Consider the following 19020-nt stretch of genomic DNA (forward strand, 5'->3'; position numbering starts at 1 on the left):
TGGCACCGGATGAAGGGAAAGCATCGCGAATTTTCGCAACGTTTCCGCAAATCTCTGCGTCTCTCCCTCATCCGCCCTTCGGGCACCTTCTCCCACGGGGAGAAGGGAAGCAGAGCTACACCGGCTTGATCTTGCCCTTCACGTAGGCATAGGGGTTGACCGGCTTGCCGCCGAGCCAGACCTCGAAGTGGCAGTGCGGGCCGGTCGAGCGGCCGCTCGATCCGACCTTGGCGACGACCTGGCCGAACTTCACGCGGTCGCCGACCTGCACGAGATTGGCCGAATTGTGCGCATAGCGCGTCATGTAGCCGTTGCCGTGGTCGATCTCGACGACGTGCCCGTAACCCGGCCTGTCGCCGGCGAAGACGACCACGCCAGGAGCGACGGCCTTGATCTCGCTGCCTATCTCGGCGGCGAAGTCGAGGCCCAGATGGGTTTCGATCTGGCCATTGATCGGATCGACGCGCGTGCCGAACGGCGAACCGATGTAACTGGTCGAGACCGGATAACCGCTCGGCACGAGTTCGTTGCGCGCCTTGCGGTCGAGCAACAGGTTTTCGAGTACGGTCAGCTCGGTTTCCTGCTGGGCGAATTGATCGCGTAGCGCACCGATGTTGCCGGCCAGGTCGAAATCGAGCGGGTGCGGGGCCGCGGACGCGTCCTCCGGGCCGCCGAGCGCGGGCGCCTTGGTGAAATCGAATTCGCCGTCGCCGAGCTTACCGATTTCGGCGAGGCGTTCGCCGAGCGCGTTGAGCCTCGTCGCCTGCGCCTGCAGCGAGCCGAGTTGCAGCGCCAGCGCGTCCATGTCGCGGCGCGAGGCCGTTTCGAGGCCGTCCAGTGCGGTTTTCTGCACGGCAATCGTTTCGTGCAGCGCGGCGAGCTTGCGCAGCGCCGCGTCGCGGCTGCTGGAAACGGCGCAGGTGGCGACGACGCCGATGCCGATGCAGAGGATCGCGAACCCCGCCACGGCGGCGGCGATGGGGCTGCGCACGCGCCAGCTCTTGAGGTCGAACGTGGTCGGCGTTGCGTTGGAGCTTGCGACGATTATGATGTTCATCGTTTCGCAGAATGTCTTGGGGAGCGACAGCCGGGCATTTCGCCCGTCGCGCTTCGTTTACGCCATGCAGCCAGACCATCGATCGCCGGCCCGCGACAAGGCCGCCACCGCACGATCCGCCAAGGCCGGGCCTACCGCCCGTGCCATAAGCGAATCCGCCCCCGTCGCCGCCCTGCTCGCGCGGGCGCGCGCCCTGGATGCGCTCGATCGTCAACTGCGCCAACCGCTGCCGGATGCGCTGCGCCGCCAATGCCGTCTGGCGACCGTGCAATCCGGGCGGATTGTCTTTCTGGCGAGTTCCCCGACCTGGGCGGCGAAACTGCGTCTTCATCAGAACGCGATTCTTGCCCATGCCCGTACCACTTCGGGCCTACCCATCGAGAAATTCGCGGTGAAAGTGGCGGCCCTGCCTCCCGTTCCCCGAGAACCGGCAAAACCCAAACCTCTTTCCAAAGCCAGCGCCGAACATCTGCGGCAGGTGGCTCGGTCCCTTTCCGACCCGGAACTCCGGGCCGCTTACCTCAAACTGGCATCCCTCGCCGAGTAGCTTTTTCCAAACTGGAGCAACCTCATTAGCAGGCTGCTGTTATTGAAAAGTGCGGCCATGGATGGCCGCTTTTTGACTTTCGCAATCACGGACGATTGCATTCATACAGCCTGCGCGGGGTGTGCGTACGAGATCGGCGCCTTGGCCTGATCCGGAAAACTGACCTCTTCCCACGCCTTCACATCCGCCATCAGCGTGCGCAGCAGCTTGTTGTTCAATTCATGACCGGACTTGTGGCCGTAGAACGCGCCGATCAGGCTGTGGCCGAGCAGATACAAATCGCCGATCGCATCGAGGATCTTGTGCTTGACGAATTCGTCCTCGTAGCGCAGGCCGTCCTCGTTGAGCACGCGGTAGTCGTCGAGCACGATCGCGTTGTCCATCGAGCCGCCGAGCGCGAGGTTCTTCTCGCGCAGCATTTCGATGTCGCGCATGAAGCCGAACGTGCGGGCGCGCGAGACTTCCTTCACGAACGAGGTCGTGGAAAAGTCGATCTCGGCCTTGGAGGTGCGGCGCGTGAAGATGGGATGATCGAAGTCGATCGAGAAACCGACCTTGAATCCGTCGAACGGCTCGAAGCTCGCCCACTTGTCGCCTTCGCGCACGACGACGGGCTTCTTGATGCGGATGAAACGCTTGGCGGCGGCCTGTTCCTCGATGCCCGCCGATTGCAGCAGGAATACGAACGGACCGGCGCTGCCGTCCATGATCGGCACTTCCGGCGCGGACAGGTCGACATAGGCGTTGTCGATGCCCAGTCCGGCGAAAGCGGAAAGAAGATGTTCGATGGTCGCGATGCGCACCCCGTCCTTGACGAGGGTGCTGGAGAGGCGTGTGTCGCCGATGTTTTCGCTGCGCGAGCGTATCTCCACCGGTTGCGCAAGGTCCACGCGGCGAAATACGATGCCGGTGTCGACGGCTGCAGGACGCAGCGTCATGTAAACCTTCTCGCCCGTATGCAGACCAACGCCCGTCGCCCGGATGATGTTTTTGAGCGTACGTTGTCTGATCATTTTTCTTATGACCCCTGGGGCAGGAGCGGACAAAAACGGCAAGAATCCTAACACAGGGATGTTGCCGCGCAAAGTCAAAGCGACGTAAAAATCCGACGGGCGTTGTAAAAATACAACGTCAAGTCTACGTCTTGCCGGAGATGGTAGCAGCGTCACTCCGACACAACGGGGATCTGCGGAATCTCATTAAGGATTCGTTACGCGACTGTGCCGTCGCGTAACGAGCCCGGGGATCGCGGAAGCCGGGAGACAGGCGGTGATCGAGCGCCATCTTGCGCATGGCCGCCCGGGACAGGCCGTCGGCGGCGGGCGGCTGCCCCGCCGCCACACCGCACCCAGCCGGCTGGTGGTTGCGGTCAGTCAGTCCGCCTGACGCCGCAGGAAGGCCGGAATGTCCAGATAGTCGACCTGCGCGTCGGCGGCGGGTGCCGCCTCGCTCAGCGCCGCCCGCACGGAGACGCTGCGCACCGGCTGGAGGTAGTCATCGTGGATCGGCAGGTTATCGGTGCCCGTGCGCTTGACGAGGGTCGGACGCTGGACGACGACGGCTTCCTCGCGCCGCGCGTGCTGGCGTGCCGCGTTGCGGTTGAGGCCCGTGGCGACGACGGTGACGCGCACGTTGTCCTGCATTTCCTGGTCGATCGCCGTGCCGATGACGACGGTCGCGTCTTCCGAGGCGAACTGGTGCACGACCTGGCCGATCTCGTCGAACTCGCGCATGGTCAGGTTCGGACCGGCGGTGACGTTGACGAGGATGCCGCAGGCGCCGGAAAGATTCACGTCTTCGAGCAGCGGATTGTTGATCGCACCCTCGGCCGCCGCGACCGCGCGGTCGTCGCCGCGCGCGATGCCCGTGCCCATCATCGCGAAGCCCATCTCGCTCATGACCGTGCGCACGTCGGCGAAATCGACGTTGATCAAGCCCGGACGCGTGATCAGGTCGGAAATGCCCTGCACCGCGCCGAGCAGCACGTCGTCCGCCGATTTGAGCGCCGAAACCATCGTCACGTCGTGGCCGAGCACGCTCAGCAGCTTCTCGTTCGGCACCGTGATCAGCGAGTCGACGTACTGGGAGAGATCCTCGATGCCCTTCATCGCCACCTGCATGCGGCGGCGGCCTTCGAACGGGAACGGCTTGGTCACCACGGCCACCGTGAGGATGCCGAGTTCCTTGGCGAGCTGCGCCACGACCGGCGCCGCGCCGGTACCGGTGCCGCCGCCCATGCCGGCGGTGATGAACACCATGTCGGCGCCCTGCAGCAGCTCGACGATGCGCTCGCGATCTTCCAGCGCGGCCTGACGGCCGACTTCCGGATTCGCGCCCGCGCCGAGGCCTTTGGTCACGTTGCCGCCGAGCTGCAACGTCAACTTTGCGCCGGTTTTCTTCAGCGCCTGCGCATCGGTGTTCGCACAGACGAAATCGACGCCCTCGATCTGCGAATTGACCATGTGGCTGACCGCGTTGCCGCCGCCGCCGCCGACGCCGATGACCTTGATGACCGCATTCGGCGCAAGTTTTTCCACGAGTTCGAACATTTCCCTTACCTCCGCGAGTAGTGTTGCTGGATGTCGTTGTCGATCACCGGCTACGGCGCTCCGCGCCGACCCGGCCTTGCGGCGTGCAGGCACACGCCCGCCGCAACGTTGGATCCGTTTCGGATCCGCGGCACGCATCCCGGCGCACCGCTTGGCTTTTTCTTCCCTTCTCCCATCGGGAGAAGGTGCCCGAAGGGCGGACGAGGGAAAGGCTTTGCGGACCATCAACCTCGTTCATCAGTGCAACGCTCTTCCCTCATCCGGCGCTTTAGTGACGCGGCTTCTCCCGATGGGAGAAGGGAAGCTAAAACTCGCCCTTCACCCAGTGCTTCACCTTGCCCCAGAAGCTGCCGACGTTGCCGACGACGGAACTGCCACCACCGCGTGCCATGCCGTCCTGCCGGCTGCCGTAGAGCAGCAGGCCCACGCCGGTCGCATGGATCGGATTGCTGACCACGTCGGCGAGCCCGGTCACGTGCTGCGGCAGGCCGACGCGCACGGGCAGGTGGAACACTTCTTCGGCCAGTTCGATGACGCCTTCCATCTTCGCGCCGCCTCCGGTCAGCACGATGCCGGCGGCGACGAGCGACTCGTAGCCCGAGCGGCGCAGCTCGGCCTGGACCATGCCGAACAGTTCCTCGTAGCGCGGCTGCACCCACTCGGCCAGCGTCTGCCGCGCGAGACGGCGCGGCGGACGGTCGCCGACGCTCGGCACCTGGATCGTCTCCTCGGCGTGCGCGAGCTGGGCGAGCGCGCAGGCGTACTTGACCTTGATCTCCTCGGCGTGCGCGGTCGGCGTGCGGAAGCCCTGGGCGATGTCGTTGGTCACCTGGTCGCCGCCGATCGGCAGGCTCGCGGTGTGGCGGATCGCGCCCTGGGTGAAGATCGAAATGTCGGTCGTGCCCGCGCCGATGTCGACGAGGCAGACGCCGAGCTCGCGCTCGTCCTGCACGAGGATCGCCTTGCTCGAGGCGATCGCACCCGGAATCAGATCGTCCACCTGCAGGCCGCAGCGGTTCACGCACTTGGTGATGTTCTGCGCCGCGCTGACCGCGCCGGTGACGATGTGCACGTTGGCTTCGAGGCGCACGCCGCTCATGCCGATCGGATGGCGGATGTCCTCCTGGCCGTCGATGACGAATTCCTGCGGTTCCTTGTACAGAACGCGCTGGTCGGCCGGGATCGCCACGGCGCAGGCCGCGTCGAGCACGTGGTCGATATCGCCCTGAGTCACTTCGCGCTCGCGGATCGGCGCGGTGCCGTGCGAGTTGCGGCCGAGGATGTGGCTGCCGCTGATGCCGGCGTAAACCGAACGAATCTCGCAGCCGGCCATCAGTTCGGCTTCCTCGACCGCGCGCTGGATCGACTGCACGGTCGATTCGATGTCGACGACGACGCCGCGCTTGAGGCCGTGCGAGGCGTGCGAACCGATGCCGATGATTTCGACCGGCTCGCCCGGCGCGTATTCGCCGACGATCGCGACCACTTTCGAAGTGCCGACGTCGAGCCCGACGATCAGCGATTTTTCGGCTCTGTGTTTCATCGTGAAGTACTCTGGGCGGGTCATGCGTTGCTCCCGAGAGACGAGGGGTGGGGGACGAGGGGCGAAAAGCCATCCGGCGATGCGGCCTGTGCATTGGCTTGCGACGGCTTTGCCGGCGCGGCGGGCTTGTCCGCGGGCGGTGCGCCGGCCGGCGCCACGGCGGGCAGCCAGCGGATCGCGAAACCGTTCGCGTAGCGCAGGTCCGCGCGCGCGAACGTGTTCGTGCCGCGGCCGGCGGCGAGGCGCGGAAAGACGTCGAGGAAGCGCTGCAAGTGGTCGTCGACGTCGCGCTGGCCGAGCAGGATTTCCGCGCCGTCGGCGAGGCTGATCGTCCAGCTTCCGCGCTTGGACAGGGTTACGCCGCCGAGCGCGAGACCGCTGCCGCTGAGCGTGTCCAGCGCCTTCTGGTAGAAGCCGATCACGTCGGCGAGCGCGGCATCGGGACCGGACAACTGCGGCAGGTCCGGGATCGCCTCGCCGCCCGGCGCGTCGAACAATTGGCCGGTGCGGCCGACCAGGCGCTTGTCGCCCCAGCGTGCGAACGGCTGCTGCTCGAGCACGCGCATCTCGATCGTGTCGGGCCAGCGCTTGCGCACCTCGACATGCTCGACCCACGGCAGCGTCGCCACCGCGGCGCGCACGTCCTCGAGCCGGACCGCGAAGAAACCGGTGCCCAGATAGTTCTTCGTCGCCGCGCGGATCTGGTCGGCATTGACGTGTTTGAACTCGGCCTCGACCTGCAGGTTGCGGATCGGCCAGCGATCCTGCGCGAACCAGCCATTGAGCACGCCGACGATCGGCAGGCCGATCAGGCTCAGCGCGATCGCCCAGGCGAACAGCTTGAGGACGGTGCGGTTCATGCGTGCCGCCCCGCCTCGCCGTCGAAACTGGTTTCGAGAATGCGCCAGCACAACTCCTCGAACTCGATGCCGACCGCGCGCGCGGCCTTCGGCACGAGCGAATGGCTGGTCATGCCCGGCGTCGTGTTGACTTCGAGCAGGAAGCATTTTCCGGTGCGGTCGCGCATGACGTCGACGCGGCCCCAGCCCGAGCAGCCGGCGGCATGGAACGCGCGCAATGCGAGAGCGCGGATTTCCTTCTCCGCGTCGCCTTCGAGACCGGGGCAGAGGTACTGCGTGTCCTCGGCGACGTACTTGGCGTGGTAGTCGTAGAACTCGCCTTTCGGCACGATGCGGATCGACGGCAGCGCCTCGCCCTGCAAAATGCCGACCGTGAGTTCGTCGCCCTCGATCAACTCCTCGACGACGAGTTCGCCGTCGTAGCGCGCGGCCAGTTCCACCGCCGCGACCAGATCGGCCGGGTTGCGCACGCGCGTGATGCCGACGCTCGAACCTTCGTGCGAAGGCTTCACCACCACGGGCAGACCGAGCTGGCCGATCGCCGCGTGGACGTCGTCGCCCTGGGTGAAGCGCACGTAGCGCGGCGTCGGCAGGCCGACCGCCAGCCACACCTGCTTGGTGCGGATCTTGTCCATCGCCAACGCCGAGCCGAGCACGCCCGAGCCGGTCACCGGCACGCGCAGCGACTTCAGCGCGCCCTGCAGCACGCCGTCCTCGCCGTCGCCGCCGTGCAGGATGTTGAACACGCGCGCGAAATGGCCGGCGCGCAGCGCATCGAGCAGCGCCGGGATGCCGTCGATCGCCTGCGCATCGACACCTCGCGCGCGCAACGCCGCCAACACATTGCGCCCGGAATCCAACGAGACCTCGCGCTCGGCGCTGACGCCGCCCATGACGACGGCGACGCGGCCGAACAGCCGGGAATCGGCAATCGGGATTCGGGATTCGGAAACGCGGCGCAGGTTCATTTCCGCTGCCCTTTGGCCTTCGGCTGCGCCGCGTGGAGCAGTTCGCCCGCCGCCGCGCCGATGTCGCCCGCGCCCATGACGAGGACCAGATCGCCGTCGCGCAGCAGGCCGGGCAGCATGGTTTTCAACTCGCGCGGGTGCTCGACGAGCACCGGCACGACCTTGTTGCGCGCACGTACCGCGCGCGCCAGCGCGCGCCCGTCGGCGTCCGCGATCGGCGCCTCGCCGGCCGGATAAACCTCGGTCAGCACGAGCACGTCGGCCTCGCTGAGCACGTTGGCGAAATCGTCGAGCAGGTCGCGCGTGCGCGTGTAGCGATGCGGCTGGAACGCGACGACGAGCCGGCGTTCCGGCCAGCCGCCGCGCGCCGCGGCAAAGACGGCGGCAAGTTCGCGCGGATGATGGCCGTAGTCGTCGACGAGCAGCGCCCTGCCCCGATTCTTTCCGGCGCCGTCCAATACAATCTCGCCGCGCATCTGGAAGCGCCGGCCGACGCCCTGGAATTTCTCGAGCGCCGCCGCGATCGACTTCGCATCGACACCGAGCTGCCAGCCGACCGCCGCCGCCGCGAGCGCGTTTTTGACGTTGTGCAGCCCGGGCAGATTCAACGTCACCGCAATCGGCTTCGGTTCTTTTCCGTTGCCTTTCCCGATTCGCGGCTCCGTCGGCAAATGCAGGTCGAAGCGCATGCGCCGGCCGTCCTGCACGATGCGGCTCGCGCGCACGTCGGCGGCCTTGTGCGTGCCGTAGGTCAGCATGCGCCGCGTCGTCGTCCTCGCGAGCCGCGCTACTTCGGCGTCGTCGATGCAGAGCACGGCGACGCCGTAGAACGGCAGGCGATGGAGGAAATCGTCGAACGCCTTCTTGACCTGGGCGAAGTCGCCGCCGTAATTCTCCAGATGATCGGCGTCGATGTTGGTGACGATCGCGATGACCGGATTGAGCATGAGAAACGAACCGTCGCTCTCGTCCGCCTCGGCGACGAGGTAGTCGCCCGTGCCGAGCCGCGCGTGCGTGCCCGCGGCGAGCAATTGGCCGCCGATGACGAAGGTCGGGTCGAGGCCGCCCTCGGCGAGCACCGAGGCGACGAGGCTCGTCGTCGTCGTCTTGCCGTGCGTGCCGGCGACGGCGATGCCGCGGCGGAAGCGCATCAGCTCGCCGAGCATTTCGGCGCGCGGCATCACCGGCACGCGCCGCTCGCGCGCGGCGAGCACTTCGGGATTGTCGGCCTTGATCGCGCTCGAGACGACCACCGCGTCGGCCTTGTCGACGTTGGTCGCCTTGTGCGACTTGTGGATCTTGATGCCGAGCGCGGACAGGTGCCGGGTCACCGCCGAATCGGCCTTGTCGGAACCGGTGACTTTGTAACCGAGGTTGTGCAGCACTTCGGCGATGCCGCTCATGCCGGCGCCGCCGATGCCGACGAAATGCACCCGCCTGGAGCTTTCGCGAATCCAGTCCGAGGTGGCGTGGGCGATCCGCGGGGTCATGCGGCCACCCGCAGACAGACGTCGGCGATCTGCGCCGTCGCCTGCGGCTTGGCGAGCGTGCGCGCCGCCTCGGCCATGCCGAGCATGCGCGCGCGATCCGGCAGTACGCGATCCAGTTCGGCGCGGATGCGTTCCGCGCTCGCGTCGGACTCGGGCAACAGCACCGCCGCGTTCACCGCGACCAGGCTTTGCGCGTTGCGCGTCTGGTGGTCGTCCACCGCGAACGGAAACGGCACGAGCAGCGAACCGACGCCCGCCGCGCACAGCTCGGCGATCGTCAGCGCGCCGGCGCGGCAGACGACGAAATCGGCCCAGGCGTAGGCTTCGGCCATGTTCTCGATGAACGGCTCGACGCTCGCCTCGATGCCCGCTTGCGCGTACGCGGCGCGCGTCTCGTCGGCGAACTTCGCGCCGCACTGGTGGCGAACCCGCGGCCGCGCCGACGCGGGCATCGTCGCCAGCGCGGCGGGCAGCAGCTTGTTGAGCGCACGCGCGCCCTGGCTGCCGCCGAGCACGAGCAGGTTGGCCGATGCGGAACGCGCGGCGAAGCGCTCGCGCGGCGCCGGCAGCGCGGCGATGTCGGCGCGCACCGGATTGCCGATCCATTCGCCGTGCGGCAACGCACCGTCGAATCCGCAGAGGCTGCGTTTCGCGAATTTCGCGAGGATGCGATTGGTCGTGCCGGCGATGCCGTTCTGCTCGTGCACGACCAGCGGCACGCCGCGCAGCCACGCGGCGATGCCGCCGGGGCCGGCGACGTAGCCGCCCATCGACAGCACGCTGCGCGGGTGCGCCGCGCCGATCAGCTTCCACGCCGCGATCACGGCGCGGACAATCTTCAACGGCGCCGCGAGCAGACTGGCGATGCCTTTGCCGCGCACGCCCGAAATCGCGATCGTCTTCAATTCGATGCCGACCTGGGGCACGAGCTTCGTCTCGAGGCCGCCTTCGCTGCCGAGCCAGAGCACGGGCACGGCGCGCGCCATCAATTCCTTCGCCACGGCGATGCCGGGGAAGATATGGCCGCCGGTGCCGCCGGCCATGATGAGCACGGGCGCGGCGCTCATGCGGGTGCTCCGATCAGGTCGCGCGGCTCGATCAGGCTCGCCTCGCGGATGCGTTCGGCGCGGCTGACCTCGTAGCTGATGCGCAGCAGGAAGCCCACCATCACGCAGGTCATCATCACGCTCGAACCGCCCGAACTGATGAGCGGCAAGGTCAGGCCCTTGGTCGGCAGCACGCCCATGTTGACGCCGACCGAAACCAGCGCCTGCAGGCCGATGCACAACGAAATGCCGAACGCGCAGTAGCCGGCGAAGCGCTGGCGCAGCTCGATCGCCTTCATGCCGAGCATCAGCCCGCGCCCGACGAGCAATGCGAACACGGTCAGCACGAGCGCGATGCCGACGAAGCCGAACTCCTCGCCGATCACCGCGAGGATGAAGTCGGTGTGCGCCTCGGGCAGGTAATAGAGCTTCTGCACCGAACCGCCGAGGCCGACGCCGAACCATTCGCCGCGGCCGATCGCGATCAGCGCCTGGGTGAGCTGGAAGCCCTGGTTGAACGGGTCTTCCCATGGATTGAGGAACGAGGTCAGGCGCTTGACGCGATAGTTCGACGTCGTCGCCGCCCAGGCGATCAGCGGCAGCAGCGGGATCGACAGGTAGACGAGATTGCGCATGCGCGCGCCGCCGAGCCAGATCATGCCGACGGTGACCGCGATGATCAGCGCGGACGAACCGAAATCCGGCTGCGCCAGCAGCAACCCGACGAGCGCGCAGGCCACGCCGATCGGCTTGATCACGCCGAACAGTTTCGTCTGCACGGCTTCCTGATGGCGCACGAGGTAGCTCGACAGATAGACGATGAAGCACAGCTTCACCGCCTCCACGGACTGGAAGTTCGAGATGCCGAGGCGGATCCAGCGCCGCGCGCCGTTGATGCGCACGCCGAGCCCCGGCACGAACACGAGCAGCAGCAGCAGCACGGCGACGAGCAGCAGCAGGAACGCATTGCGCTCGAACCATTCGAGTTCCGTGCGCATGACGACGAGCGCGAGCGCCAGGCCGAGCGCGAGGAAGACGGCGTGGCGGATCGCGTAGTAGAACGGCCCGCCCGGGCTGATCGCGATCGAACTCGACGCCACCATGACGAGACCGAACGCGGCCAGCGCGCCGGCGAGCACGATCAGGCCGATGTCGTAGTTGCCGAGGGTTTCGTCGATGCGTTTCGCCTGGGACATGGTCAGCGCACCTTCAACGTGGCAAGCCCGATCAGCACGAGCACGACGCTGACGATCCAGAAACGGACGATCACGCGCGACTCGGGCCAGCCCTTGAGTTCGAAGTGGTGGTGGATCGGCGCCATGCGGAAGATGCGCTTGCCGGTGAGCTTGAAACTCGCGACCTGCAGCATCACCGAGGCGGTTTCCATCACGAACACGCCGCCCATCACGAGCAGCACGATTTCCTGGCGCACGATCACCGCGAGCGTGCCGAGCGCCGCGCCGATCGCGAGCGCGCCGACGTCGCCCATGAACACCTGCGCCGGATAGGCGTTGAACCAGAGGAAGCCCAGCCCCGCGCCGGCCAGCGCGCCGCAGAAGATCGCAAGCTCCCCCGCGCCGGGAATCGACGGAATGCCGAGGTATTCGGAGAACACCTTGTTGCCGGCGAGGTAGGCGAACGCGCCGAGCGCGGTGACGACGAGCACGCTCGGCATGATCGCGAGGCCGTCGAGGCCGTCGGTCAGGTTTACCGCATTCGAGAAGCCGGCGATCATGAAGTAGGCGATCGCGACGAAGACCATGCCGAGCGGAACCGCGACCTGCTTGAACAGCGGCACGTAGAGCGAGGTTTCGGCCGGCGTCTGCGCGGTGCGATACAGCGCGACCGCGACGAGCAGCGCGAACACCGACTGCCAGAAATATTTCCAGCGCGCGGCGAGGCCGGCGCTGTTCCTGAGCACGATTTTCTTGTAGTCGTCGTAGAAGCCGATCGCGCCGAACGCGAGCGTCACGCCGAGCACGATCCAGACGTAGCGGTTGGCGAAGTCCATCCACAGCAGCGTGGACAGCGCGACCGCGAGCAGGATCAACGCGCCGCCCATCGTCGGCGTGCCGGCCTTGGCAAGATGCGTCTGCGGGCCGTCGCTGCGGATGACCTGGCCGGCCTTGATTTCGGCGAGCTTGCGGATCACCGCGGGCCCCGCGAGCAGCGAGAACGCGAGCGCAGTCAGCGTCGCCATGATCGTGCGGAAGGTCAGGTACTGGAACAGGTGCAGCGCATTGAGGTTGCCGCGGAAAAGTTCGGCAAGTTCAAGCAGCATGGCGCGTCCCTCCGTTGCCGCCGGCGGCGTCGAGGAGCGCCTTGACGATGCGGTCCATCGCCGAGCCGCGCGAGCCCTTGACCAGCACGTTGATGCCGGGACGCACCTGTGCCGCCAGCGCACGCGTCAACGCCTGCTGGTCGGCGAAATGCTGCGCGCCTTCGCCGAACGCCGCGGCCGCCGCGCGCGACAGCTCGCCGACCGTGTACAGCCAGGCGATGCCGTTCTTTTTCGCCAACGCGCCGACCTGCGCGTGCAGCTCGCGCGCCCGGGGCCCGAGTTCGCGCATGTCGCCGAGCACGAGCCACGCTTCGGCGGGTTCTTCGACCAGCGTCGCGATCGCGGCCGCGGTCGAAGCGGGATTGGCGTTGTAGCTGTCGTCGATCAGCGTCCAGCCGCCCGCCATCGCATGGCGCACGAGGCGACCCTTGACCGCGGGCGCGGTCTCCAGCCCCTGCTTGACCGTCGCCAGCGGCACGTCGAGAGCAAGCGCGACCGAGGCCGCGGCCAGCGCGTTGGCGACGTTGTGGCGGCCTGCCAGCGGCAGCGCGACGTCGATGCCGCCGGCCGGCGTGCGCAGCGCGAAGTGGGACTCGGCGCCGAGCTTGCGAATCTCCGCACCGACATCGGCGCCGCTCTTGATCGATGCGTCGTCGAGGCCGAAGCGGATCACGCGCTGCGCGCGGTTCATTCGTTCGAACAGGCCGGCGAACGCATCGTCCGCGTTGATGACCGCCACGCCGTGCGCCGGCAGCGCGGCGTACAGCGCGCCCTTGGTCTCGGCGATGCCTTCGAGCGAGCCCATGCGCTCAAGATGCGCGGGACCGATGTTGTTGACGAGGCCGATTTCGGGTCGCGCGATGGCGGCGAGATAGTCGATGTCGCCCGGCTTGCCAGCGCCCATCTCGAACACCGCGTACTGCGTGTCCTCGGGCATCGCCAGCAACGACAACGGCAGGCCGATTTCGTTGTTGAAATTGCCGGCGTTGACGTGGGTCTTGCCGTGCAGCGACAGGATCGAGGCGACGAGCGTCTTGACCGTGGTCTTGCCGTTCGAGCCGGTGATGCCGACGACGCGCGCGCGACGCTGCGCGCGCGCATGGCTGGCGAGATCGCCGAGCGCGAGCAGCGTATTGGCGACGACGACCTGGGGCAGGTCGCTGGCCACGGGTTTGGCGACGAGCAGCGCGATCGCCCCCGCTTCCTTCGCCTTACCGACGAAATCGTGGCCGTCGAAATTCTCGCCCTTGAGCGCGACGAACAGCGCGCCCGGCATCGCCTCGCGCGTGTCGGTGGCGACGCCGCGCACCATCAGGTCGCGGCCTTGCAGCGTGCCGCGCGTCCACAGGGCGATTTCGGAAAGGCGCAGGATCATGCGTTCGCCTCCAGCGCCGCGCGCGCGACGGCGAGGTCGTCGAACGGGTGCATGACGCCGGCGATTTCCTGATACGGTTCGTGACCCTTGCCGGCGATCAGCACGACGTCGCCGGCCTTGGCCTCGCGCAGCGCGAGCGCGATCGCCCGCGCGCGGTCGCGCTGCACGGTGGCGGCACCGCGATGCGCGAAACCTTCGAGAATCTGCGCGACGATGAAGTCGCCATTTTCGTTGCGCGGATTGTCGTCGGTGACGATGACGCGGTCGGCGAGGCGTTCGACGATCGCCGCCATCTGCGGGCGCTTGCCGCGGTCGCGCTCGCCGCCCGCCCCGAACACGCAGATCAGCCGGCCCTCGCAGTGCGCACGCAGGTTCGTCAGCGCCTGCTCGAGCGCATCGGGCGTGTGCGCGTAGTCGACGACGACAAGCGGCGCGGCACCGCCACCGAGGCGATTCATGCGGCCGACGACCGGCTTCGCGTCCGTCAACGCGGCGCGGATCTGCGCGAAATCGAAACCGAGCGCGCCGAGGCAGCCGGCGACGGCAAGCAGGTTCGATACGTTGAAACGGCCGAGCAGGCTCGTTGCGACGTCGCCTTCGCCCCACGGCGTGCGCAGGTGGAACTGCAATCCGTCGCCGCTCGTGACCACGTTCGTTGCGACGATATCGGCAGCAACGTTGTCGACGCCGTACTTCAAGCCTTGCACTGACGCCGGCAAATCCTTCACCAATCCGCGCCCGAACGCATCGTCGACATTGATGACCGCCGCGCGCAGGCCCGGCCACACGAACAGCCGGGCCTTGGCCGCGCCGTAGGCGTCCATCGTGCCGTGGTAGTCGAGGTGGTCGCGCGTGAGATTGGTGAACGCGGCAACCTCGAACGCCACCGCATTCACGCGGCCCTGCTCTATCGCATGCGAGGATACTTCCATCGCGACGTGGCTCGCGCCGACATCGCGGAATTCGGCGAGCAGCGCCTGCACGCTGATCGCATCCGGCGTCGTGCGCTCGCCTTCGCGGATCGCGCCGACGAGGCCCGCGCCGAGCGTGCCGATCGTCGCCGCGCGCGCGCCGAGATCCTGCAGCGCGGCAGCGAGCAATTGCACGATCGAGGTCTTGCCGTTCGTGCCGGTCACGCCGATCACGCGCATCGATTCGGACGGGCGGTCGAAAAAGCGCGCGGCGATTTCGCCGACCCGGTCGTGCAGATCGTCGATCCAGATCTCCGGCACGACGCCGATGCCGGATGCGCGACTCGCGGCTTCCGTTCTTTCCGCCAACACGACGACCGCGCCCTGGGCCACGGCTTTCGGCGCGAACGCGATCCCGTGCGCCGTCGTGCCCGACAGCGCGAAAAACGCATCGCCCTCGCGCACGCGCCGCGAGTCGAGCGCGAGGCCGCGCACGACGATGTCGCCGGACGCGGCAAGCGCATCCGCCGGCGCGATGCCGGCGAGCAGGTTCGAGAGCGGGCGCGCGATCGGGCTCATGGATCGGCGGTTTCGGTTTCGCCGACCACGTTGCCATCGGGCGCCGGTTCCGGCTGCAATGTGGGCAGCGCGAGCGGATCGGGGCCGGGACCGCCGACATACCAGTTCTTGACGTTGTCCGGCGGAACGTCGAGCAGGCGCAATGCGCCCTGCATCACGCCGCTGAACGCCGGCGCGGCGACGGTGCCGCCCATGTACTGCACGATGTCGGTGCCGGTCGCGCCGGAGATGACGACGGCGGCGACGAGCCGCGGATTCGTCGCCGGCACGATGCCGACGAACACCGAGTTGTACACGTTGCGATAGCCACCGTTGTGCGCGATGTGCGAGGTGCCGGTCTTGCCGGCGGCGAAATAATTCGGTACCGCGGCCTTCGGCGCCGTCGAGGTCGGCGAGACGACGGTGCGCAACATCGCGAGGACTTCATCGGCGATCTTCTTGTCGATGATGCGCTTGCCCTGGCCACCGCCGTCCTTGACGAAAGTCGGCTCGTAAAGAACGCCGCCATTGGCGATCGCCGCGTAGGCGCGCGCGAGTTGCAGGGGCGTGACCGAAAAACCGTAGCCGTAGGAAATCGTGTCCTGCTCGACCGGCCCCCAGCGCTTGGCGATCGGCAGGTTGCCCGGCGATTCGCCGGTAAACCCCGAGCCGGTGGTCTCGCCGAAACCGAAGCGATGGAACATGTCCCATAACTGGTCGCGCTGTAGGGTCGAGCCGATTTTCGCCGCACCGACGTTGGACGAATCCGTGATCACGCCGGTCACGGTCAACAGGCCGTGGTTGTGCGTGTCGTGGACGATGTGGTCGTAGTGCTGCCACGTGCCCGGATTGGTGTCGATCTTCGAATCCGGCTTCCACTTGCCGCTTTCGAGCGCAGCCGAAATCGTGATCGCCTTCGCCACCGAACCCGGCTCGACCACGTCGGTCGCCGCGCGGTTGCGCATGCGATCGAGCAATTCCTTCGGCGGGATGTTGAGATTCTGCGAATTCGGATTGAACGAGGGCTGGTTGACCATCGCGAGGATCTCGCCGTTGGTCGCGTCCATCACGACGATGGAGCCGTAAGCCGCCTTGTGGTCCTTGATCGCGGCCATCAGCTCGCGGTAGGCGAGATACTGGATGTTCTTGTCGATCGACAGGTTCAGGTCGCGGCCCGGCTTCGGCGGCACGTCGAGGTCGACGTCGTAGCTTTCGACCGCACGCCCGTGCAGGTCGCGGATCACGCTCTTGCTGCCGGGCTTGCCGGTGAGGTATTCGTTGAACGCGAGCTCGAGCCCTTCGGAGCCGACATCGTCGACGTTGGTCTTGCCGAGAATGTGCGCGGTCACTTCGCCGTTCGGATAGAAGCGACGGAACTCGGGCTGCTTGTCCACGCCGGGAATGCCGAGCTTGAGGATGGCTTCGGCCGCGTCGGGGTTGAGATGGCGCACGAGGTAGACGAACTGCTTTTCGGAGCGCTGCGTGATCTTCTGCGCGAGCGAATCCGCATCGACGCCGAGCGCGCGGGCCAGCTCGGGAATCCGGTCCATGTGGTCCTTCAGCGTCGACGGATCGGCCCAGATCGAGGCGACCGGCGTGGACACGGCGAGCGGATTGCCGTTGCGATCGAAGATCGTGCCGCGCGGCGCGTCGATCCGGAGGTCGCGCACGTAGCGCTGGTCGCCCTGGTCCAGGTAGAAGTCCTTGCTGACCCATTGCAGGTCGATCGCGCGCACCATCAACGCCGCGCCGGCCAGCGCGAGCACCATCAGCACCAGGGCGAGGCGGCGCTTGAGGTTGACCACGGCCTGGCGCGGCTTCAGCCGCGGTGCGTCGGCGCCGACGACCGCGCCCCACTGGATCGGGAACCAGCGTTTCGCGCCACGCGCCGGGGCGGCCTTCGGCACCGCACCCGCCGGCGGCGTTTCGCGCTGCGCGCGCAGCGTCGGCAGGTCGAATTGGAACAGTTCGCGCTTGGTCATCGTTTGATCACCACAGTATTGGCCGCGCTCGGCGAAATCATGCCGAGATCGGCTCGCGCGACCTTCTCGATGCCGTTGATCTCCGCCTTGGTCGCGCGTTCGAGTTCGAGCCGGCCGAACTCGTAGTTGAGGCGGTCGCGGTCCTTCGTCAGCTCGTTGTATTCGCTGAACAGGCGGCGACTCTCCTGGCGCGCCCAGACGATGCCGAACGCGCAGCCGACTACGCCCGCGAGCAGCACGAGAATGATGAAATAGCCGACCCCGCGCGCGACGCCCATGAACGTGGCCATCAGAGCTTCTCCGCCACGCGCAGCACCGCGCTGCGGGCGCGCGGGTTCGCCGCGATCTCTTCGTCGCCCGGCAGTTGCGCTGCGCCGATCGTCTTCAGGCGCAGCTTCGCCGCCGGCGGCGGCAGGCCGCGGCGCGCCGGCGGCAATTGCGATTCGGCGCGCAGGAAATGCTTCACCGCGCGATCTTCGAGCGAATGGAAGCTGATCACGGCGAGGCGACCGCCGGACTTGAGCCGCTCAGTCGCCGCGCACAAACCGCGATCGACCGCGTCGAGTTCGCCGTTGACGCGGATGCGCAGCGCCTGGAACGTGCGCGTGGCCGGATGCTTGTTGCCCTCGCGGCGGCCGAGCGTGCGTTCGACCAGTTCGGCCAGTTCGAGCGTGCGCGCGATCGGCGCCTCGGCGCGGCGCGCGACGATCGCGCGCGCGATGCGCCGGCTCATGCGTTCTTCGCCGAACTGCCACAACACGTCCGCAATCTCCTTCTCGTCCGCGGTCGCGAGAAACTCGGCCGCGCCGATTCCCGAACTCGTGTCCATGCGCATGTCGAGCGGCGCGTCGGCGCGGAAGCTGAACCCGCGTTGCGCCTCGTCGAGCTGCGGCGAGGACACGCCAAGATCGAGCAGCACGCCGTCGAGTCCCTGCGCCGTCGCCTCCCATTCGGCGAGGTCGGCGAAGTTGCCGTGGCGGATCGCGACGCGCGCATCGCCGCCGAACTCGCTGCGCGCATGCGCGACGGCAGCCGGATCGCGATCCATCAACAGCAGCCTGCCGTGCGGGCCGAGCTGCGCGAGCACGGCGCGCGCATGGCCGCCGCGGCCGAACGTTCCGTCGAGATAAATTCCGTCGATGCGCACACGCAGTCCCTGCACCGCTTCGTTCAACATCACCGGCCGATGGGCCGCCCCCGCCGCTGCGCCTTCGTCACTCATCGTCGTTCGGGCGCATGCGGTCGTTACGCTCACAACTTCAGAATCCAGCATTTCGTCGCTGAGGTCGCCCTCGCCAATCGTCTGGCGAATCTTGTTCAGATGCGCTTGCTCGCTCCACAACTCGAACTTCGCGTTCATGCCGAGCAGGATCGCGCGCTTCTCGATGCCGGCCGCCGAGCGCTGGCTCGCCGGAACGAGCACGCGCGCACTGCCGTCGGGCTCGACCTGCGCGGCCGCGCCGACCAGCTTCAGTTGCAGGTCGCGATGGACGCGCTTCACGCTCGACAATGCGTTGACCTGGTCGCGCACCTTTTCCCACTCGGCCTGCGGAAACAGCCAGAGGCAGCCGTGCTCGAACGGGTTGTAGGTGAACACGAGGCGATTGGCGCACGCGGACGCGACGAGGTCGCGATAGGCGGTAGGCAACGCCAATCGACCCTTGTCATCCAGCGTGACGGCGGTTTCGCCCTGAAACATGATCTGCGTATTCCCACTAAAAACCACAAAATCCCACTAGTCGCCACAATATCGACGGCATTCCGGGCTGTCAAGGAAAAATTGCTTTGCAGATCAAGGACAAGCGCAGGGATTTGCGTCTATTTCGTGCGCTTTCTGAGGAAGCGACAAAAGG

At 67.1% G+C, this 19020-nt stretch carries 16 protein-coding genes and 1 pseudogene; 1 reads left to right on the forward strand and 16 read right to left on the reverse strand.

The window, feature by feature from the left end; translation table 11 throughout:
• Positions 1–115 precede the first annotated feature (115 nt).
• Positions 116–1057, reverse strand: a complete 942-nt coding sequence (locus tag QM741_RS01780; RefSeq protein ID WP_415206037.1) for a M23 family metallopeptidase — start codon at positions 1055–1057, stop codon at positions 116–118.
• Here QM741_RS01780 and QM741_RS01785 point away from each other — a divergent pair.
• Positions 1050–1604, forward strand: coding sequence for a DciA family protein (locus QM741_RS01785; protein ID WP_415206038.1), 555 nt, complete (start codon positions 1050–1052; stop codon positions 1602–1604). The two genes, QM741_RS01780 and QM741_RS01785, sit on opposite strands and share 8 nt — an antisense overlap.
• Positions 1605–1705: 101 nt before the next feature.
• Here the strand turns inward: QM741_RS01785 and lpxC are convergent, their stop codons facing one another.
• From lpxC to mraZ, 15 genes and pseudogenes are all read right to left on the reverse strand, one after another.
• Positions 1706–2617: a UDP-3-O-acyl-N-acetylglucosamine deacetylase gene (gene lpxC, locus QM741_RS01790; protein ID WP_415206039.1), complete on the reverse strand. Its 912-nt coding sequence runs from the start codon at positions 2615–2617 to the stop codon at positions 1706–1708.
• A gap of 360 nt (positions 2618–2977) precedes the next feature.
• Positions 2978–4153: a cell division protein FtsZ gene (ftsZ, locus tag QM741_RS01795; RefSeq protein WP_415206040.1), complete on the reverse strand. Its 1176-nt coding sequence runs from the start codon at positions 4151–4153 to the stop codon at positions 2978–2980.
• Between the two features lie 304 nt (positions 4154–4457).
• Positions 4458–5696, reverse strand: a complete 1239-nt coding sequence (ftsA, locus tag QM741_RS01800; RefSeq protein ID WP_415206041.1) for a cell division protein FtsA — start codon at positions 5694–5696, stop codon at positions 4458–4460.
• 20 nt (positions 5697–5716) lie between these two features.
• Positions 5717–6556 carry a cell division protein FtsQ/DivIB gene (locus tag QM741_RS01805; protein ID WP_415206042.1) on the reverse strand — a complete coding sequence of 280 codons (840 nt, stop codon included), beginning with the start codon at positions 6554–6556 and terminating at the stop codon, positions 5717–5719.
• Entirely contained in the window at positions 6553–7524 is a 972-nt protein-coding gene (locus tag QM741_RS01810; protein ID WP_415206043.1) for a D-alanine--D-alanine ligase, read from the reverse strand. The genes QM741_RS01805 and QM741_RS01810 overlap by 4 nt, the downstream gene beginning before the upstream one ends.
• Positions 7521–9014, reverse strand: a complete 1494-nt coding sequence (murC, locus tag QM741_RS01815) for a UDP-N-acetylmuramate--L-alanine ligase (RefSeq protein WP_415206044.1) — start codon at positions 9012–9014, stop codon at positions 7521–7523. Before murC ends, QM741_RS01810 begins: the two co-directional genes overlap by 4 nt.
• The gene (murG, locus tag QM741_RS01820) at positions 9011–10081 is read right to left on the reverse strand and encodes an undecaprenyldiphospho-muramoylpentapeptide beta-N-acetylglucosaminyltransferase (RefSeq protein WP_415206045.1); all 1071 of its coding nucleotides are present in this window, start codon (positions 10079–10081) and stop codon (positions 9011–9013) included. Before murG ends, murC begins: the two co-directional genes overlap by 4 nt.
• Positions 10078–11256 (reverse strand): putative lipid II flippase FtsW, encoded by a 1179-nt coding sequence (ftsW, locus tag QM741_RS01825; protein ID WP_415206046.1) that lies wholly within the window; start codon positions 11254–11256, stop codon positions 10078–10080. The genes murG and ftsW overlap by 4 nt, the downstream gene beginning before the upstream one ends.
• A gap of 2 nt (positions 11257–11258) precedes the next feature.
• Positions 11259–12341, reverse strand: a complete 1083-nt coding sequence (mraY, locus tag QM741_RS01830; RefSeq protein ID WP_415206047.1) for a phospho-N-acetylmuramoyl-pentapeptide-transferase — start codon at positions 12339–12341, stop codon at positions 11259–11261.
• Positions 12331–13713, reverse strand: coding sequence for a UDP-N-acetylmuramoyl-tripeptide--D-alanyl-D-alanine ligase (locus QM741_RS01835; RefSeq protein WP_415209061.1), 1383 nt, complete (start codon positions 13711–13713; stop codon positions 12331–12333). Before QM741_RS01835 ends, mraY begins: the two co-directional genes overlap by 11 nt.
• Entirely contained in the window at positions 13713–15206 is a 1494-nt protein-coding gene (locus QM741_RS01840) for a UDP-N-acetylmuramoyl-L-alanyl-D-glutamate--2,6-diaminopimelate ligase (RefSeq protein WP_415206048.1), read from the reverse strand. Before QM741_RS01840 ends, QM741_RS01835 begins: the two co-directional genes overlap by 1 nt.
• Positions 15203–17167 (reverse strand): peptidoglycan D,D-transpeptidase FtsI family protein, encoded by a 1965-nt coding sequence (locus QM741_RS01845; RefSeq protein WP_415206049.1) that lies wholly within the window; start codon positions 17165–17167, stop codon positions 15203–15205. The genes QM741_RS01840 and QM741_RS01845 overlap by 4 nt, the downstream gene beginning before the upstream one ends.
• Positions 17164–17457: a cell division protein FtsL gene (gene ftsL / locus QM741_RS01850; RefSeq protein ID WP_415206050.1), complete on the reverse strand. Its 294-nt coding sequence runs from the start codon at positions 17455–17457 to the stop codon at positions 17164–17166. The genes QM741_RS01845 and ftsL overlap by 4 nt, the downstream gene beginning before the upstream one ends.
• The gene (gene rsmH, locus QM741_RS01855) at positions 17457–18389 is read right to left on the reverse strand and encodes a 16S rRNA (cytosine(1402)-N(4))-methyltransferase RsmH (protein WP_415209062.1); all 933 of its coding nucleotides are present in this window, start codon (positions 18387–18389) and stop codon (positions 17457–17459) included. The genes ftsL and rsmH overlap by 1 nt, the downstream gene beginning before the upstream one ends.
• A gap of 42 nt (positions 18390–18431) precedes the next feature.
• Positions 18432–18866: pseudogene (gene mraZ / locus QM741_RS01860) on the reverse strand (division/cell wall cluster transcriptional repressor MraZ); the annotation flags it as partial.
• Positions 18867–19020: the final 154 nt, after the last annotated feature.

Source organism: Rudaea sp., assembly GCF_047601565.1.
GTDB lineage: Bacteria > Pseudomonadota > Gammaproteobacteria > Xanthomonadales > Rhodanobacteraceae > Rudaea.

What these genes read in the sequence shown, in the direction of transcription:
- murG (WP_415206045.1), bottom strand. Translation starts at nt 10,081, where the DNA reads ATGAGCGCCGCGCCCGTGCTCATCATGGCCGGCGGCACCGGCGGCCAT.
- ftsA (WP_415206041.1), bottom strand. Translation starts at nt 5,696, where the DNA reads ATGAAACACAGAGCCGAAAAATCGCTGATCGTCGGGCTCGACGTCGGC.
- QM741_RS01780 (WP_415206037.1), bottom strand. Translation starts at nt 1,057, where the DNA reads ATGAACATCATAATCGTCGCAAGCTCCAACGCAACGCCGACCACGTTC.
- murC (WP_415206044.1), bottom strand. Translation starts at nt 9,014, where the DNA reads ATGACCCCGCGGATCGCCCACGCCACCTCGGACTGGATTCGCGAAAGC.
- QM741_RS01810 (WP_415206043.1), bottom strand. Translation starts at nt 7,524, where the DNA reads ATGAACCTGCGCCGCGTTTCCGAATCCCGAATCCCGATTGCCGATTCC.
- QM741_RS01805 (WP_415206042.1), bottom strand. Translation starts at nt 6,556, where the DNA reads ATGAACCGCACCGTCCTCAAGCTGTTCGCCTGGGCGATCGCGCTGAGC.
- mraY (WP_415206047.1), bottom strand. Translation starts at nt 12,341, where the DNA reads ATGCTGCTTGAACTTGCCGAACTTTTCCGCGGCAACCTCAATGCGCTG.
- ftsL (WP_415206050.1), bottom strand. Translation starts at nt 17,457, where the DNA reads ATGGCCACGTTCATGGGCGTCGCGCGCGGGGTCGGCTATTTCATCATT.
- lpxC (WP_415206039.1), bottom strand. Translation starts at nt 2,617, where the DNA reads ATGATCAGACAACGTACGCTCAAAAACATCATCCGGGCGACGGGCGTT.
- QM741_RS01845 (WP_415206049.1), bottom strand. Translation starts at nt 17,167, where the DNA reads ATGACCAAGCGCGAACTGTTCCAATTCGACCTGCCGACGCTGCGCGCG.
- rsmH (WP_415209062.1), bottom strand. Translation starts at nt 18,389, where the DNA reads ATGAGTGACGAAGGCGCAGCGGCGGGGGCGGCCCATCGGCCGGTGATG.
- QM741_RS01840 (WP_415206048.1), bottom strand. Translation starts at nt 15,206, where the DNA reads ATGAGCCCGATCGCGCGCCCGCTCTCGAACCTGCTCGCCGGCATCGCG.
- ftsW (WP_415206046.1), bottom strand. Translation starts at nt 11,256, where the DNA reads ATGTCCCAGGCGAAACGCATCGACGAAACCCTCGGCAACTACGACATC.
- QM741_RS01785 (WP_415206038.1), top strand. Translation starts at nt 1,050, where the DNA reads ATGTTCATCGTTTCGCAGAATGTCTTGGGGAGCGACAGCCGGGCATTT.
- ftsZ (WP_415206040.1), bottom strand. Translation starts at nt 4,153, where the DNA reads ATGTTCGAACTCGTGGAAAAACTTGCGCCGAATGCGGTCATCAAGGTC.